We start from the raw sequence: 14991 nt of genomic DNA, 5'->3' as shown, positions 1-14991 counted from the left end.
GGCGGTTCAGGGAGAATCCGGCGTGGGGACCCAAGCTACTTCTCGGTCGCAAGACCTGGATCCACACGGTCGCCCACGCCGGGCTCTCGGCACACAAGGTGCCAGATCGGCAAGAGATAAGATCCACGCCATGCGTGGATGCTCTCCGCGTGGCGTGTGATTGCCGCAAAAATGAACGATTTCAGGCACGTAGAGGCCAGGTGATGCCCGATCAAGTTCGCATCTGAACTGTGATGAGCGGCACGCAAATTCACCTGACGAAACCATTCACCACGGCGCAGACTGCGCTCGCAGTGCCGCATATCCGCAGTTCCTGATCCCTTGCCAGGAGTGCTGTATGTCCCATGCCGTGCCGCGCGCAGTGCGTATGCGCCGCCTCGCTGCTTCCGTATTGCAGGCCTTGGCTGTTCCGTCCGTCATGTTGCTGACCGCCAGCGCCGCCTGGGCCGGCTGTGACAGCGTCGCCCCCGTCGCCGGCCAGGCGGTCACCTGCGATGCCAACGCGCCGAACCCGCAGACCGTGCCCGTCACCGCCAATGGCGCCGCCGGCATCACCGTCACTGTCGCCAACACGGCACAACTGCAGCAGAGCGGTGGCAGCAGCGCGATTTCGCTTGTCGGGGCCGGTGGGCACCTGCTGTCCAACCTGGGCACGATCAGTTCGGTGGGCGGCGTGGCGGTCCAGCTCGGTGGTGGCAGCCGCGTCGAAAATGCGGGCAGCATCAGTACCGGTAACAACACCGCGCTGCAGTTCGTCGGCGCGGGCGACAGCGCGCTGGTCAACCGCGGAACGATCAGCGGGCGCACCGGCGTGCAGTTCGGTGCCGGCAATGACCGCCTGGACATGCAGGCCGGCAGCATCAGCGGCGGCGTCCTGCAGGGCGATGGCAACGACGTGCTGGTGCTGGGCAACGGTACGATCGACAGCGTCGACCAGGGCAGTGGCGATGACCAGATGACCGTCACCGGTGGCACCGTCACCGGCGTGGTGGCGCAGGGCAGTGGCCGCGATGATTTCGTCATGAGTGGCGGCACGATCGGTGCGCTGCAGCAGGGCGACAACATCGATACCTTCCGCATGAGCGGTGGCCGCATCATCGGTGCGTTCGAGGATGGCGACCAGGCCTGGATGACCGCAGGCCGCATCGGCCGCGTCAACATGAAGCTGGACAAGAACCTGTGGGATCAGTCCGGCGGTACCGTGGATGGCAACGTGGTGACCGGCTTCGACACCGACACCATCATCATTTCTGGCACGGCCTATATCGGCGGCAACATCAGCGTCAGCGGCGGCAACGACAGCGTGACCATCACCGACGGCACCGTGCGCGGGCAGGTGCTGCTCAGTACCGGCGATGACACCTTCAACTGGAATGGCGGTGGCATCGTCTACGGTGCGATCGACATGGGGCCGGACAACGACGTCGCCACCCTCGGCAACCTCAACCAGGGCAACCTGGGGGCGGTGCCGCTGTTCGACGGTGGCAGCGGCATCGACCAGCTCAACCTCAGCAACGTCAAGACCGCCGGCGTGGGCCGTTTCCAGAACTGGGAGACGGTGCGCCTGGCCAACAGCACCGAGCTGACCTTCGATGGCGATCTGGTGCTGGGCGACAGCAGTACCGGCACCGGCACGCTCACGGTGGATGACACGAGCACTGTCTATGCAGGCAGTGGCGGCCATGCCATCCGTCCGTTCAACAGTGGTGCACTGGTGGAGATGGTCAATGCCGGGCGCATCGACCTGACCGGCACCGGCGCAGGCGACGTGTTCACCGTGCGCGGCAATTATCGCGGCGACGGCGGTGGCCTGTACCTGCGCACCGTGCTGGGCGCAGACAATTCCACCAGCGACCGCCTGGTGATCGATGGCGGTTCCGCCACCGGCACCACCGGCATCGGCGTGCTCAATGCGGGCGGCAGCGGTGCCGCCACGCTGGCCGATGGCATCCTGGTGGTGCAGGCCTTGAATGGTGGCCGCACCGCGCCGGGCGCGTTCTCGCTGTTTGCGCCGGTCGCGGCCGGTGCCTACGAGTACTTCCTGTTCAAGGGCGGTGTCAGCGCCGGCACCAGCGAGAACTGGTACCTGCGATCGACGCTGGTGACCGGGCCAACGCCGGCACCCAACGGTGATGGCAGCGCAGCGCCACCGCCGCTGACGCCGCCGGTCGCACCGCCGCCGGCGATCACCCCGGCACCGCCGCCGCCACCGGAAGGCGCCACCGATCCTGACCTGACCGCCGGCGAGACCGCGCCGCCACCGCCGCCACCGGAACCGGCGCCGGTGGCACCGCCCAGCGATCCGGCGGTGCCGGATGTGCCCGTGGCCGGCGGTGCGCTGCCCGGTACCGGCGCCCCGCCAACGCCGGGTGCACGCCCGGCCGAAGGCGCGGTGGTGCCGCTGTACCGCGTGGAGGCCGCCGCCTACGCGGTGGTGCCACCGCTGCTGCGCGAGACCTCGCTGGCCAGTCTCGGCACGTTCCACGAGCGGCAGGGCGAGCAGCGCCTGCTGTACAACCAGGGCGCATTCCGCACCGCCTGGGGCCGGTTGGTGGGGCAGAGCAGCGAGATCCACTGGAAGGGGGATGCGCAGCCGGGCTTCGATGGCGATGTGATGGGCCTGCAGGCCGGCCTCGACGTGTGGGCTGCGGCGTCTGACAACCACCGCAACCAGATCGGCGTATTCGTTGGCCGCACCCGCGCGCAGGGCAAGACCACCGGCCTGGCCCTGGGCTGGGAGAACGTGCAGGTAGGCCAGAACCGCCTGGATGACAAGCACGTGGGCCTGTACTGGACGTTCACCGACAGCAGTGGCGGCTACATCGACGCCGTGGCGATGCAGAGCCGCTACGACGGCCGCGTGCGTTCCTCGCGTGGGCTCGGCTTCGGCCTGAGCGGCGACGGTACCAGCGTGTCGGTGGAGGCGGGCAAGCCGCTGCTGCACTTCGGGCAGTCCGCATGGTGGCTGGAACCGCAGGTGCAGGTGATCTGGCAGCGCACTTCGCTGGATGACCGTCGCGATGAAGTATCGAGTGTGCGCTTCGACAACGACAACGCCTGGACCGGCCGCATCGGCCTGCGCCTGGTCGGCGACTACCAGCTGGCAGACAACGGCTGGCAGCCGTACTTCAAGCTCAACTACTGGCACGGTGGTTCCGGTGAAGACCGTATCCGCTTCGACGACGACGTGATCGTCAATTCGCAGCGCTCACGCGCGCTGGAAGCTGGTGTGGGTGTGGTCGGGCGCTTCAACCGCACCATCAGTGCGTACGCCGTCGCCGACTACACGCGCGAGCTGGGCGGCGACCGCAACGAGAAGCGCCGCATCATCGAAGGCAACATCGGCCTGCGCGCGGACTGGTGACAACCGCAACCTTGGGTAGGTGCCGACCTTGGTCGGCACGAATCCCACCCACGCCATGACCTCTGCGCAGCCGGGCATAGGCGCAGCTCTATAGCAGCGGTGCGCACGCATCCGGTTCCACCAACGCTCCGGCATGATCGGCCAATACCACCACTGCGTGCAGCAAGCCTTCCTCCACCTGCGGCGGACACTGCGCCTGCGCATCATCCATCTCGCGTGCCGACTGCGCCGCCAGCAACACGCCCCCACACGCAGACACTGCCGCCAGGCAGCGCGTTGCCTCCGCCAGGTCCCGGCCGCGCGCCTCGCTGAGTTGCCGCTCGCGCCACGCCTGGCCGTCGGCTGCGTGGCTGTGCGCGATGCCGCGCAACCGGGCGAAGAACGCCGACGGCGGCGCCTGTTCGTTGGCTTCGGCGAGAGCATCTTCCAACGCTTCGGCGACGGCAGTGGACAGCTGCAGGCCGGGCAGTGCAGCGCCGAGCAATGCCTGCAGGCGTGGATAGGTGGGGTGGGGCGTGTTCATGGCGGCAACCTCACGAGGCAAAGCCACCTGCAAAGCGCAAGGTGGCGGGCGGTGCGGGTTGGCGTGCCGGTCAAAATCAAAGCGAAAAAGCCGACGGATCACGAGGATCCCCACGCACCGCCCACCATGGGCAAGCCGGTGCATTGTCGCGATTGCCGCTGATGCGGCAAATCGATCGCTTCGATGTTTGATTCGGGACGCCAATCCCGGCCAGCGCAACGTACGTTGGCACAGCCAACTTCGCGCTTTCACTCGAACAACGACATGAGCAAAGTTGTAAATCAGGCCCCGTATGGGGAGTGCCAAAGCCGACACGCAACGGCGGCGGCAAGCGCGTATGCTGCGGTACTTGCTCACGACGAAGGAACGTCGAATGTCTATTGATCTCCGCGTGATGGCCACTGCACTGGGCGCCCTGTTCTGCACCACCGCACAGGCCGTGGCACCAGACGCCATCGACCTGCCGACAGCACAGGCACAGGTCCAGTTGCTGGACATGCTGGAGAAGGAATCGCTGTACCGCGACCGGGTGGACTGGCGGACCATCCGCACGCGCCTGAAGGCGGCGCAGAACGACCCGGCTGAGGTCCGCGCAGTGCTCCGGCAGGCCATCGGTCGCAGTTCCGGCGGGCACGGCGCTTGGATCAGCGCAAAGCAGCTGCAGGCGAAGGCAGAACGCCTGGAGCGCGCCAATGGCGCAGCGGCAGCGGCTCCGAAAGCAACGACGTCCCTGGCCGGAGCACCGGACCCGCGCATCGGCTGGGTGGAGATCGAGGGCTACGGTGTCATGCAGGGCCCGACGGCGCACCAGCAGATGAAGGAGCGTGCCAAGCGCTGGCAGGCGATCATCGATGACCAGGACAACGGCAGCCGCTGCGGCTGGATTGTCGATCTGCGCGACAACACCGGTGGCAACATGTGGTCGATGCTGCTAGGCGTGGCGCCGCTGTTGCGCGTCACGCCCAGCGCCGACGAGAACGTGGGTTCCTTCGCTGCCGCAGATGGTCCGTCGCTCTGGCAGCTGACCTCATCCAGTGTGCGTCTTGGCGATCGCGTGCGGATCGATCTTGGTGGGCCCGGCTATCTGCTCAAGCATCCGGGCGCGCCGGTCGCCGTGCTGACCGGCCCGCGCACTGCCAGCTCCGGAGAGGCCACCGTACTTTCCTTCCGCGGCCGGCCGCAGACGCGCAGTTTCGGCCAGCCCACCTCGGGGCTGTCCACCGCTAACGTGATGCGGCCGCTGGCTGATGGCAGCGCGCTGCTGCTGACCACCAGCGTGATGCGGGACCGCAATGATCGTGGCGATGGCTTGAAGATCGAGCCCGACCAGCGCGTGGAGGGTGACGCGGCCACCGTCGCCGCCGCCCAGGCTTGGCTGCTGGCCCAGCCCACCTGCCGGGGCAACCGGACATGATCCTGATCGGCCAACAGGAACGGGTGCTGATCGTCGGCCCCACCGAAGCGCACCACTGCCTGCGCTGCCAGACGGAAACCGAGTTCGCTCCGCAGCTGCGCTACAAGATGGCGCGCATCGACCTGCTGTTCGGGTTCACCTACCAGCGCCGCTACGAGCTGGCCTGTACCCGGTGCGAGCACGGCTGGGTGCTGGATACCGAGACCATGGACCAGCAGCTGGGCGGGGTGCCGATCCCGTGGCAGCACCGCTTCGGCCTGCCGTTGATGCTGGTGGGCGTGGCCGGGTTGGCCGCGCTGGGCTGGCTATGGCGGCACGGCTATATCGGCCGCTGATGAAGATGAAACGGTTGCTTATGTCCCATATTGGGACTAGGATGTGCGGATGAAGGTGGTTGCTTTGGCGACGCCGAAACGATTATGGGAACGTCACCCTGATTCGGAGGCAGTGCTCAGGTCCTGGTACGACGAAGTCAGGCACGCCGTATGGGACACGCCGCACGACGTACGCCAACGTTATGCAAGCGCAAGTTTCGTGGCGAACAGTCGTGTGGTGTTCAACATGAAGGGCAACAGCTACCGGCTCATCGTCGCTGTGAGTTACAGGTTTCAGGTGGTCTACATCAAGTTCATTGGCACCCACGCCGAGTACGACCGGATCGACGCCGACACTGTGGAGCTTCTATGAACATCCAGCCCATCCGTACGGAAAACGACTACGAAAATGCGCTGCGCGAGATTTCGGCCTACGTGGACAACGAGCCGGAGCCGGGCAGCGAGGAGCGCGATCGATTCGAAATTCTCGTAACGCTGGTTGAAGCCTACGAAGCGAAGCACTTCCCGATCGAACCGCCAGATCCCATCGACGCAATCCGCTTCCGCATGGAGCAGGGCGGTCTGACCGTGAAGGATCTGGTGCCGTCCATCGGCCAGCTCAACCGTGTCTATGAGGTGTTGAATCGCAAGCGCGGTCTGACTCTGGAAATGATCCGGAAGCTTCACCGCAACCTGGGCATTCCCGCGGAAAGCCTCATCGGCCGCTGAAGCCGGTGTCCCTGCCGAGGCGCTGCCGTGCCTCGTGCCCGGCCTGCTAAAGTTGCAGCCTGCAACCACGTACCGGAACCGACCATGGACCACGACACCCCGTTCGAACCCCTCAACGACCTCGAGGTGCGCCTGCTGCAGGCCCAGGACGGCACGCTGACCGCAGCGCAGTTCCTCGATGGCCTGCTGACCTCGACGGCGTTCGTGCTGCTGGACAAGGCCATTGGTGAGGATGGCGCCTGGGACGAAAGCATCTCGCCGCTGGTGCTGACCAGCGAGAGCGGCGAGCCGATGTTCGCGGTGTTCACCGCGCCCGAGCGTGCCGGCCTGTGGCACGAGCAGCTGCCGCAGTTTGCGCATGCCATGCCGATCGCAGTGCATGCGCTGCTGGCCGGTATCGGCGACGGCGTCGGCCTGGTGCTGAACCCGGGCCTGGACGTGGGCATGGAGATGATTCCCGATGCCGTGGCCCAGCTGAAGCAGCGTGCGGCGGCGATCACCCGTGGGATGGCGCACTGAAGCCAGTGATATAGGGGTGCCGGCCAGCGGCCGGCACTACCCGTGGGAGTCGGTGCGCGGCCGCCACGGCGGTTGCGGATCAGCGGGCGGCGGCGATGGCTTTTACGCGCGCCTTGGCCAGCGCTTCGCCGATGGCCGGGCCCTTCAGGTGCGTGGTATCCAGATCCCGCGCCTGCACTGACAGCGCCGCCTGGTGCAGTCGCTTGAGCGTTTCGCCCTGGGGGTAGTCGGCATCCTCGAAGCCGAGCCGGCCGCGCTTGTCGGCCTCGCAGCACAGTGCGATGCGGGCCACGCGTTCCGGCCGGCGCAGCGCATCGCAGCGGCCCAGCAGTTCCAGCACGGTGGCATCGCGCAGTTCGTCGATGCGGTGCACGTTCAAGTGCTCGCGACACACCGCTTCAGCCAGCTGCTGGTGTTCGGCGGGAATCTTCAACCGCGCGCATAGTGCCTTCAGCGGCTTGATGCCGCGCTGCTCGTGCATGATGTGGCGCGGCCATTCCTCCGGCGGGGTCAGGCCCTTGCCGAGGTCGTGGGTGAGGGCCGCGAAGCCGACCAGGTCATCGCCCGGCGCCAGCCTGGCAGCCATGTCGCTGACCATTTCCTGGTGGATGCCGGTATCGACCTCGGGGTGGAATTCGGCACGTTGTGGCACGCCATACAGCGCTTCCAGCTCGGGCAGGATCGGGCCCAGTGCATGCGCATCGTGCAATGTGCGCAGGAACGCGGAGGGCCGCTCACTGACCAGCGCCTTGCGCAGCTCCTGCCAGACGCGCTCGGACACCAGCGCGTCCAGCTCGCCACTGGCGGCGACCTCGCGCATCAGTGCCATGGTCTCTTCGGCGACGGTGAAGCCCAGTGGCGCGAAGCGCGCCATGAAGCGCGCCGCGCGCAGCACGCGCAGCGGATCTTCCACGAACGCAGGGCCGACATGGCGCAGCACGCGTTGCTCGATATCGCGCACACCGCCGTAGGGATCGACCAGCGTGCCGGTGTCTTCGTCGCAGGCAATCGCGTTGATGGTGAAGTCGCGGCGCTGCAGGTCCTCTTCCAGCGTCACTGCTGGGTCGGCATCGACCACGAAGCCGCGGTAGCCACGGCCGGACTTGCGCTCGGTGCGCGCCAGCGCGTATTCCTCGCCGGTCTTCGGGTGCAGGAACACCGGGAAATCGCGGCCGACGGCGGTGTAGCCCTGCGCTTCCATCTGCGCGGGCGTGGCACCGACCACCACCCAGTCATGGTCGCCGGCAGGTCGCTGCAGCAGGCGGTCACGCACGGCGCCGCCGACAAGATAGATCTTCATGGCGGGAATCATCGCATGCCCGGTGCAGATGCACCGGTAGTGCCGGCCGCTGGCCGGCAACCGCAGTCACCCCGAAGCTGCCGGCCAGCGGCCGGCACTACGGATACAGCGGCCAGCCTGACCCAGGCCAGCAGGCTCATCGTTTCACTCTCCAGGGCGTGGACACGGGGGAATGCCGGCCAGCGGTCGGCAGTACCGTGTTGCGATCAATCGCCGCCCTGCTCGGCGTCGGCCGCGCAGCTGAAGCGCTTGCGCTTGTCCACCAGGCGGCCCATCAGGCGGTCGCTCAGCGGCAGTGCATCACCGTTGAGGCGCCAGTCGTAGATCACGCTGAAGGCCAGCACGCGGGCGACGTACTCGCGGGTTTCCTTGTAGCTGATGGTCTCGATCCACAGATCCGGATCGAAGCCCGGGCGTTGGCCCTGCCAGCGTGCCGTCGGCGTCGGCCCCGCGTTGTACGCGGCGATGGTCACGTACGGCAGGCCGTCGTACTTGTTCATCAGCTGGCGCAGGTAGGCGGTGCCGATCGCGATGTTGGTGTCCGGGTCGTACAGGCTGTCGGCGCCGCCGTAGCCGGTCAGGCCGATCGACTTGGCCACGCTGGCACCGGTGGCCGGCAGCACCTGCATCAGGCCCATGGCGTTGGCAGGCGAGCGCGCGCGCGGGGTGAACGTGCTCTCGGCGCGGATCTCCGCCGCCACCCAGGCCGGATCGATCGCGTTGCGTGCCGACTCGCGGCGGATGGTGGCGTCGTGGTGCAGCGGGAAGCGCAGGTCGTACAGGCGCTGTTCCTGCGGCTGCTTGCCGAGCGCGAACACGGCACGGTCGAACCAGCCGTTGTCCTGCGCCACGCGCACGGCGAGGCGGCGCTGGGTGTCATCGAAGCGCGACAGCGCGCTGTTCCATTCGGCCACGGCCCAACCGGCGCGGTCGATCTGGTACAGCGCCATCGCCCGCTGGATGGCCGGGTCGCGCGCGATCACGGCCTGTGCCTGCGCGCTGTCGTTGGGCTTCCACGGGCACAGGGTATAGCCCTGCTGCAGCTTGTCGGCGGCGAGGAAACCGTGGAAGGTCGGTGCGCGTGCGGCTTCGCGGAACAGCGGCTGCGCCTGCTGGGCCTGGCCGGTCTTCTCCAGCATGCGGCCTTCGAAGTAGCGCCAGCGCGGGTCGCTGCGCTGCTTGCTGCCCATCTTGCGGATGGCGGTCAGCGCCGCCGGCCAGTCGCCGCGCGACATCGCTTCGCGCACGCGCCACTCGTGCAGGCGTTCGTCATAGGCCGACTCCGGCACCGCGTTGAGGCGGCGTGCCGAATCGGGCAGGTAGGACGCCACCGTCCACAGCGCGATCTGGTACAGCACCTGGCCCTGCTGGTCGGCACTCAGCCCCAGTGCCTGCGCGTACTGCGGCAGCTGCTGTTCGGTGGCGGCCGGGTCGGCCTTGGCCAGCTTGGCCAGGCCATCGGTGGCGATGCGCCGGCTGCGCTCGTTGCGCGGCCAGTTCAGGGCGCTGGCGTTGGGCTTGTCGACGAACGCGGCGTAAGTGTTGGCCAGTGCCAGATCGGTGGCAGGCAGGCCGCGGGCCGCGCTGCGCATCACGGCGGGCTGCTGCGCGTCGGCGGCGGCATCGATCCGTTCCCAGCGCAGGGCGTCGCTCAGGCCGCCTTGGGCCTGCAGCACGGTGAACACCGCATCGCAGCTGTCCGGCAGCGGCTTGCCGTTCTTGCGCCACAGCTCCTGCGCTTCGCTGATCCACTGCGGATCGACTTTGCCGGTCACCTGGCGCGCGGTCAGTTGCGCACAGCGCAGGCCGGCGTTATCGGTGGGCGCCCAGTTGGCCAGCAGGGTCGGCCAGTCCTGGCGGCGGGCGAGCGAGGGCAGCCACACGCTGCGGAACGTGCTGGCCACGGCCTGGCCCTCATAGCGCTTGAGGAAGGCCTGTGCCTGCGCGGTATCGACGGTGTCGATGTTGCGGCGCAGGTTGGCGTACTCCAGCCAACCGTATGCCGGGTGGCGGCTGAGCGCAGCGGCCTGGCCAGGATCGAACTGGCCGCGTTCGGCGGCCGCGATCGCGGCTTTCAACTGCGCGTTCTGGGCGTCGAGGGACTGGGCATTGGCGCAGCCGATCAGCAGCGTGGTGGCCAAGGGCAGCAGGGACAGGGCGGTCGGAGATCGTCGGGTCATGGCATGCAGCATAGCGGGCGGTGGCTGAATTCAGTTTCGCATTGCGTGCACGCCGGGCGTCGGCAACGACAGCTGAATGAATCCGTAGAAGCCCCTGCCGCAGCGGGTGACAGTCGTCGTAACGTCGGCCTTGGGCGAACGGCCCGGCTGCAGGGAGCGGCACATGGCGTTCAGTAGCGCAGGAAGAAGCGGCCCGCTGGCGGACATCAATGTCACGCCACTGGTGGATGTAATGCTGGTGCTGTTGATCATCTTCATCGTGACCGCGCCGATCGTGGCCCGGCCAATCGCCGTGCAGTTGCCACAGGCCACCGATCGCGTGGTTGACCGTCCCGAACCGCCCCCGCCGATCGAGCTGCGCCTGGACGCTGGCAACCAGCTCAGCTGGAATGGCCAGCCGATGGCGATCAGTGAGCTGCAGGCGCGCCTGCAGGCACAGGTGGGCGAACATGCCGGCAACCTGCCGGAGCTGCGCATCGCCACCGATCCGGCGGCCGAGTACGAAGGCATGGCGCGGATATTGGCTGCGGCCGAGGCGACCGGCATGGAGCGGATTGCCTTCGTGCGGTGAGATGGATGGGGCGCTGTTGGGGGGGCGGTGTGCCTCAACAGCGTCCACCTTTAGTCAGTATTGCTGGCAATAGACTGTGCGGCCGTCCCAGCTGCAGGAAATCCGACTGCTGGACCCGCGTTGGACCGGCACACCATACATCTGAGCAGTGCGGACCCATTTGTCGACGTCGCCGTCGTGGCGGAAGTAGTACTGTCCAGCGTAAGAAGGAGCCGTGACAGGGTCTGCAATGGTCTCATCTGGGACCTTGTTTCCAGTGCCGTCCCGGCTCTCACCTTTCTGGTATTTGGCCTCTGCTACGTTATCAGGGGTGATTCGATAGAGGGTTTTTGATCCGTCTCTCCAAGTAATTACTATATTGACTGATCCGCCCCCTTTTATGCTTGCCCAGTTGAGCGAAAATTGCTGTATGGAAAGCGCGAAGCTGTTCCACGCTGGGTTGCTTGTATTGGCCCCTGCGATTTCTAGGGCCAAATACTGGCCTAGTCGCGTCCTCATGGTCGCCGAGCTGACGATCTCGAACGCGTCGGACGATTTGTATGACTCTGGAAATCGCATCCCATTGGAATTCCCCGGATTGTCGGGGTGGAGGGGAACCATTGCGCCTCCCCCCGCATCTGGAAAAGCGTGGCTCGGCTGATCACTAACGCCAGATACGCTTTCCACAATCCGGAGAAATGCCATTTGGATCTGGCTGGGTACGGGGGTTGGAAGGGCTCTCCATTTTCTCATTTCCCGATCATATTCAACATCGAATGCAGTCAGTTGTGCTTTTTCGAAGTCAATTATCACTGTGAGTCCAGATCCAGACTGTAGAGCGACGGATTTGGGCGATACGCAATTGTTGCATTCGATGAGGCCGCCTGCTTCGGATTCACCTGCAAATGAAAAGAAGACAAGTGCGATGATCGCTGCTTGCAGTCTGGCAGTAGTTGCTTTCACGATTGGACCTCGCTTTGAGCGTCGGAGGTCCCAGTCTCTGCCCGATTCGTGGTTCAAGCTGGCAAAAGTCTGGAATTTAAAATAATTCCTAGATATTGAACCAATTGCGGATGCCGATGGTTCATTCGTCAGGGTTGCGTGAAAAGGTGTCGCCGGTCACGTCGCGATTTTTACCACTTGTTTACAAAGGAGACGCTGCCGCCATGCAGGGGGGAGCGCGGCAGTCCATGTCCCGACATTCCTTTGGAGAGAGAGAGCGAATGAATCACCTGCACCACCGCCCGTTGGCGGTTGCCGTCGCGCTGTGCGTGATGGCCCTGGCCCCGTTGGGTGCCGCTGCACAATCCACCACCAACCTGGATGCGGTGGAAGTCACCGGTACCCGCATCAAGCGCGCTGAAGTCGAGGGCCAGGTCCCGATCCAGACCCTGACCCGCGGTGACATCGAACGCACCGGCCTGAACTCGATCAGCGAGGTGCTGCAGCAACTGACCGGCTCGGGTTCGGCGCTCAATGCCAAGTTCAATTCGTCCGGCAACTTCGGCTTCCCGCCGGATGGCAGCGGCGTGGGTGCCGGCTCGGCGCAGGTCGACCTGCGCCACCTGGGTGCCAAGCGCGTGCTGGTGCTGGTCGACGGCATCCGCTGGGTCAACGAGTCGTCCGCATCGGGTGTGGGTGCCGCCACCGACCTCAACACCATCCCGCTGGCCATCGTCGAACGCATCGAGGTGCTGGAAGACGGCGCATCGTCGCTGTACGGCTCCGATGCCATCGCCGGCGTGGTCAACATCATCACCCGCCGCGACTTCGACGGCGGCCAGGTGACCCTGAACTATGGTGAGTACAGCAAGGGCGACGGCACGCAGAAGGGCGTGGATCTGGCCTGGGGCAAGAGCGGCGACCGCTTCAGCCTGTTCCTGGGCGCCAGCTGGACCAAGCAGGATCCGGTGTTCGCCAAGGACCGCGAACAGTCGCGCTTCCCGATTCCCGGCACCGGCCTGGCTTTCGGCAGCGGTGGCATCCCGCAGGGCCGCTTCATGTTCACCGATCCGAATACCGGCGCGGTGCAGAACATCGTGCCCAACAGCGGTGTCAGCAATCCACGGTACGACGGCAGCGCCGGCTGCAACCGCAGCGATGACTACCATTGCTTCACCACCGCCGACCGCTTCAACTTCGCCGAATACAACATGGTACTCACGCCGTCGGAGCGCAAAGGCCTGTTCGGCCAGTTCCGTTTCGACATCACCGACAACGTGCAGTGGTACATCAAGGCGCTGGGCAACCGCCGCGAGTCGACCAACCAGGCCGGACCGGAGCCGTTGTTCTTCGGTCCTGACGGCGCCACCGGCAACCCGCTGGCCGACAACATCGTGGTCTCGCGCCTGAACCCGTACAACCCGTTCGGTTTCGATCTGGTGTCCGGCGACAACATGAGCCTGATCGGCCGCCGTCCGGTGGAGGGCGGGGCACGCGTGTTCAAGCAGGAGGTCAACACCACCTACGTGGCCACCGGCCTGGTCGGCAACTTCCATGCCGCCGACCGCAGCTGGTACTGGGACGTCAACGGCATGTACAGCAAGAACAAGGCCGAACAGACCAACTACGGCAGCTACAACATCTACAACGTCAACCTGGCATTGGGCGATCCAGCGGTGTGTGCGGCCACGCCGGGCTGCGTGCCGCTGAACATCTTCGGCGGCGCCGGCTCGATCACCCCGGACATGCTGAAGTGGATCCAGCCGGTGGTGCGCGACCGCAGCCAGAACGAGCTGAGCCTGTTCACCGCCAACCTGTCCAGCGACCTGTTCACCCTGCCGGCGGGTCCGGTATCGTTCGCCAGCGGTTACGAGTACCGCAAGTACAAGGGCTGGTACCAGCCCGACCCGCTGACGGTGATCGGCCACTACAACGGTGTGCCGTCGCAGCCGACGTCCGGTTCGTATGACGTCAACGAAGCGTACCTGGAGTTGAGCGTTCCGATCTTCGCCGACTCGCCGCTGGGCAAGAAGCTGGACCTGAGCCTGGCCGGCCGCTACTCGGACTACTCCACCTTCGGTGGCGAGTTCACCCCGAAGTACGGCCTGCGCTGGCAGGTGACCGACGACTTCGTGCTGCGCACCACCTACGCTGAGGGCTTCCGGGCGCCATCGATCGGCGAGCTGTACGGCTCGGCCGCACGCGCCGACCTGCAGCTGTTCGATCCGTGCTCGGTGGGCCTGGGCGGTACCGCGCCGCGCGGCAGCGCCGCCAATTGTGCTGCGCTGGGCGTCCCGGCCGGCTTCCAGCAGGCCAACTCGCAGATCTCTGTGACCACCGGCGGTAACCGCGAGCTGGAACCGGAGCGCTCGCGCAGCTTCAGCGCCGGCTTCGTGTGGAGTCCGTGGTTCGGCAACAACGCGTCCTGGTCGGAGCGCTTCGATGTGGAAGTGACCTTCTACCGCCATGCCATCGATGGTGCGATCCAGGCCATCAACGCCCAGACCCAGCTGGACCTGTGCGTGGACACGCTTGACCCGCTGTATTGCGGTGGCATCACCCGCGCCAGCACCGGCGCGGTCAGCAGCTTCAACAACCGCCTGACCAACCTGGGCTCGATCAAGACCGATGGCTGGGACGTGGACCTGTTCTGGACCTTGCCGCAGACCTCGGTCGGCCAGTTCAAGCTGGCCTGGAAGAACACCTTCGTCGGTCGTTACGAAGCCACCGGCGCGGCCGGGCAGAAGCAGCCGCAGAAGCCGGGCGTGGAAGTGGCCGACAGCTCCATTCCAGAGTGGACCAGCAACGCCAGCATCGGCTGGACGCTGGACCGCTGGAGTGCGAACTGGACGGTGCGGCACATCTCCGAGCTGACCGAGAACTGTGGCGATGCGGTGGCATTCCCGGTCTGCAGCAACCAGGCCGCCGGTACCAACACGCTCTCGGCCACCACCTTCCACGACGTGCAGGTGGGCTACAAGATCGACTGGATGAAGGGGCTGCAGCTGACCGCGGGCCTGAACAATGTGTTCGACAAGGATCCGCCGATCTGCCTGTCGTGTTCGTTGAACGGGTATGACGCCTCGACCTACGACATCCCGCGTGGCCGCTACTGGTACCTGCGCGCGGACCTGCGGTTCTGATGTGACGGTGGCA

At 66.0% G+C, this 14991-nt stretch carries 12 protein-coding genes; 8 read left to right on the top strand and 4 right to left on the bottom strand.

The genetic code is table 11. The annotated features are described in order from the left end of the window. Nucleotides 1-337 precede the first annotated feature (337 nt). Nucleotides 338-3364 (top strand): autotransporter family protein, encoded by a 3027-nt coding sequence (locus tag AC5P9I_RS17165; RefSeq protein WP_049466431.1) that lies wholly within the window; start codon nucleotides 338-340, stop codon nucleotides 3362-3364. A gap of 88 nt (nucleotides 3365-3452) precedes the next feature. Here AC5P9I_RS17165 and AC5P9I_RS17160 read toward each other — a convergent pair whose 3' ends face one another. Beyond that, on the bottom strand, nucleotides 3453-3887 hold the full coding sequence (locus AC5P9I_RS17160; RefSeq protein WP_049466433.1) for a hypothetical protein: 435 nt from the start codon (nucleotides 3885-3887) through the stop codon (nucleotides 3453-3455). 373 nt (nucleotides 3888-4260) lie between these two features. Here AC5P9I_RS17160 and AC5P9I_RS17155 point away from each other — a divergent pair, with 373 nt between their 5' ends. The 5 genes from AC5P9I_RS17155 (at nucleotide 4261) to AC5P9I_RS17135 (ending at nucleotide 6863) form a co-directional block, all read left to right on the top strand. Further along, nucleotides 4261-5301, top strand: coding sequence for a S41 family peptidase (locus AC5P9I_RS17155; RefSeq protein WP_049466436.1), 1041 nt, complete (start codon nucleotides 4261-4263; stop codon nucleotides 5299-5301). Beyond that, nucleotides 5298-5636 (top strand): hypothetical protein, encoded by a 339-nt coding sequence (locus tag AC5P9I_RS17150; RefSeq protein WP_049466438.1) that lies wholly within the window; start codon nucleotides 5298-5300, stop codon nucleotides 5634-5636. The genes AC5P9I_RS17155 and AC5P9I_RS17150 overlap by 4 nt, the downstream gene beginning before the upstream one ends. 49 nt (nucleotides 5637-5685) lie before the next feature. Then, on the top strand, nucleotides 5686-5988 hold the full coding sequence (locus tag AC5P9I_RS17145; protein WP_049466440.1) for a type II toxin-antitoxin system HigB family toxin: 303 nt from the start codon (nucleotides 5686-5688) through the stop codon (nucleotides 5986-5988). Then, nucleotides 5985-6344, top strand: a complete 360-nt coding sequence (locus AC5P9I_RS17140) for a helix-turn-helix domain-containing protein (protein ID WP_235645368.1) — start codon at nucleotides 5985-5987, stop codon at nucleotides 6342-6344. Before AC5P9I_RS17145 ends, AC5P9I_RS17140 begins: the two co-directional genes overlap by 4 nt. 84 nt (nucleotides 6345-6428) lie before the next feature. After that, nucleotides 6429-6863, top strand: coding sequence for an SseB family protein (locus AC5P9I_RS17135; protein WP_005419309.1), 435 nt, complete (start codon nucleotides 6429-6431; stop codon nucleotides 6861-6863). Nucleotides 6864-6942: 79 nt separating this feature from the next. On the opposite strand, the gene AC5P9I_RS17130 is transcribed toward AC5P9I_RS17135, so the two are convergent. Both AC5P9I_RS17130 and AC5P9I_RS17125 read right to left on the bottom strand, forming a co-directional pair. Beyond that, on the bottom strand, nucleotides 6943-8163 hold the full coding sequence (locus tag AC5P9I_RS17130) for a multifunctional CCA addition/repair protein (protein ID WP_049466442.1): 1221 nt from the start codon (nucleotides 8161-8163) through the stop codon (nucleotides 6943-6945). A 206-nt stretch (nucleotides 8164-8369) separates the two neighbouring features. Further along, nucleotides 8370-10355, bottom strand: a complete 1986-nt coding sequence (locus tag AC5P9I_RS17125) for a transglycosylase SLT domain-containing protein (RefSeq protein WP_074726591.1) — start codon at nucleotides 10353-10355, stop codon at nucleotides 8370-8372. Between the two features lie 151 nt (nucleotides 10356-10506). Here AC5P9I_RS17125 and AC5P9I_RS17120 point away from each other — a divergent pair, with 151 nt between their 5' ends. Beyond that, nucleotides 10507-10914, top strand: coding sequence for an ExbD/TolR family protein (locus tag AC5P9I_RS17120; protein ID WP_049466446.1), 408 nt, complete (start codon nucleotides 10507-10509; stop codon nucleotides 10912-10914). Between the two features lie 54 nt (nucleotides 10915-10968). Here AC5P9I_RS17120 and AC5P9I_RS17115 read toward each other — a convergent pair whose 3' ends face one another. Further along, a complete protein-coding gene (locus AC5P9I_RS17115) occupies nucleotides 10969-11856 on the bottom strand; it encodes a hypothetical protein (protein WP_130768659.1) in 888 nt (295 codons plus the stop codon). Nucleotides 11857-12167: 311 nt separating this feature from the next. On the opposite strand from AC5P9I_RS17115, the gene AC5P9I_RS17110 reads away from it, so the two are divergent. Next, complete coding sequence (locus AC5P9I_RS17110) at nucleotides 12168-14978, top strand: TonB-dependent receptor (RefSeq protein ID WP_401738489.1); 2811 nt, start codon at nucleotides 12168-12170, stop codon at nucleotides 14976-14978. The last annotated feature ends 13 nt before the right edge of the window (nucleotides 14979-14991 follow it).

It is taken from the genome of Stenotrophomonas sp. YJH_SMC_29, from assembly GCF_059371235.1.
The sequence above is the reverse complement of the archived record's forward strand: the minus strand, read 5'-3'. Positions and strand labels throughout refer to the sequence as shown.

Excerpts from the sequence above, each read along its gene's own strand:
- AC5P9I_RS17165 (WP_049466431.1), top strand. The coding sequence starts at position 338 with ATGTCCCATGCCGTGCCGCGCGCAGTGCGTATGCGCCGCCTCGCTGCT.
- AC5P9I_RS17160 (WP_049466433.1), bottom strand. The coding sequence starts at position 3,887 with ATGAACACGCCCCACCCCACCTATCCACGCCTGCAGGCATTGCTCGGC.
- AC5P9I_RS17155 (WP_049466436.1), top strand. The coding sequence starts at position 4,261 with ATGTCTATTGATCTCCGCGTGATGGCCACTGCACTGGGCGCCCTGTTC.
- AC5P9I_RS17150 (WP_049466438.1), top strand. The coding sequence starts at position 5,298 with ATGATCCTGATCGGCCAACAGGAACGGGTGCTGATCGTCGGCCCCACC.
- AC5P9I_RS17145 (WP_049466440.1), top strand. The coding sequence starts at position 5,686 with ATGAAGGTGGTTGCTTTGGCGACGCCGAAACGATTATGGGAACGTCAC.
- AC5P9I_RS17140 (WP_235645368.1), top strand. The coding sequence starts at position 5,985 with ATGAACATCCAGCCCATCCGTACGGAAAACGACTACGAAAATGCGCTG.
- AC5P9I_RS17135 (WP_005419309.1), top strand. The coding sequence starts at position 6,429 with ATGGACCACGACACCCCGTTCGAACCCCTCAACGACCTCGAGGTGCGC.
- AC5P9I_RS17130 (WP_049466442.1), bottom strand. The coding sequence starts at position 8,163 with ATGAAGATCTATCTTGTCGGCGGCGCCGTGCGTGACCGCCTGCTGCAG.
- AC5P9I_RS17125 (WP_074726591.1), bottom strand. The coding sequence starts at position 10,355 with ATGCTGCATGCCATGACCCGACGATCTCCGACCGCCCTGTCCCTGCTG.
- AC5P9I_RS17120 (WP_049466446.1), top strand. The coding sequence starts at position 10,507 with ATGGCGTTCAGTAGCGCAGGAAGAAGCGGCCCGCTGGCGGACATCAAT.
- AC5P9I_RS17110 (WP_401738489.1), top strand. The coding sequence starts at position 12,168 with ATGGCCCTGGCCCCGTTGGGTGCCGCTGCACAATCCACCACCAACCTG.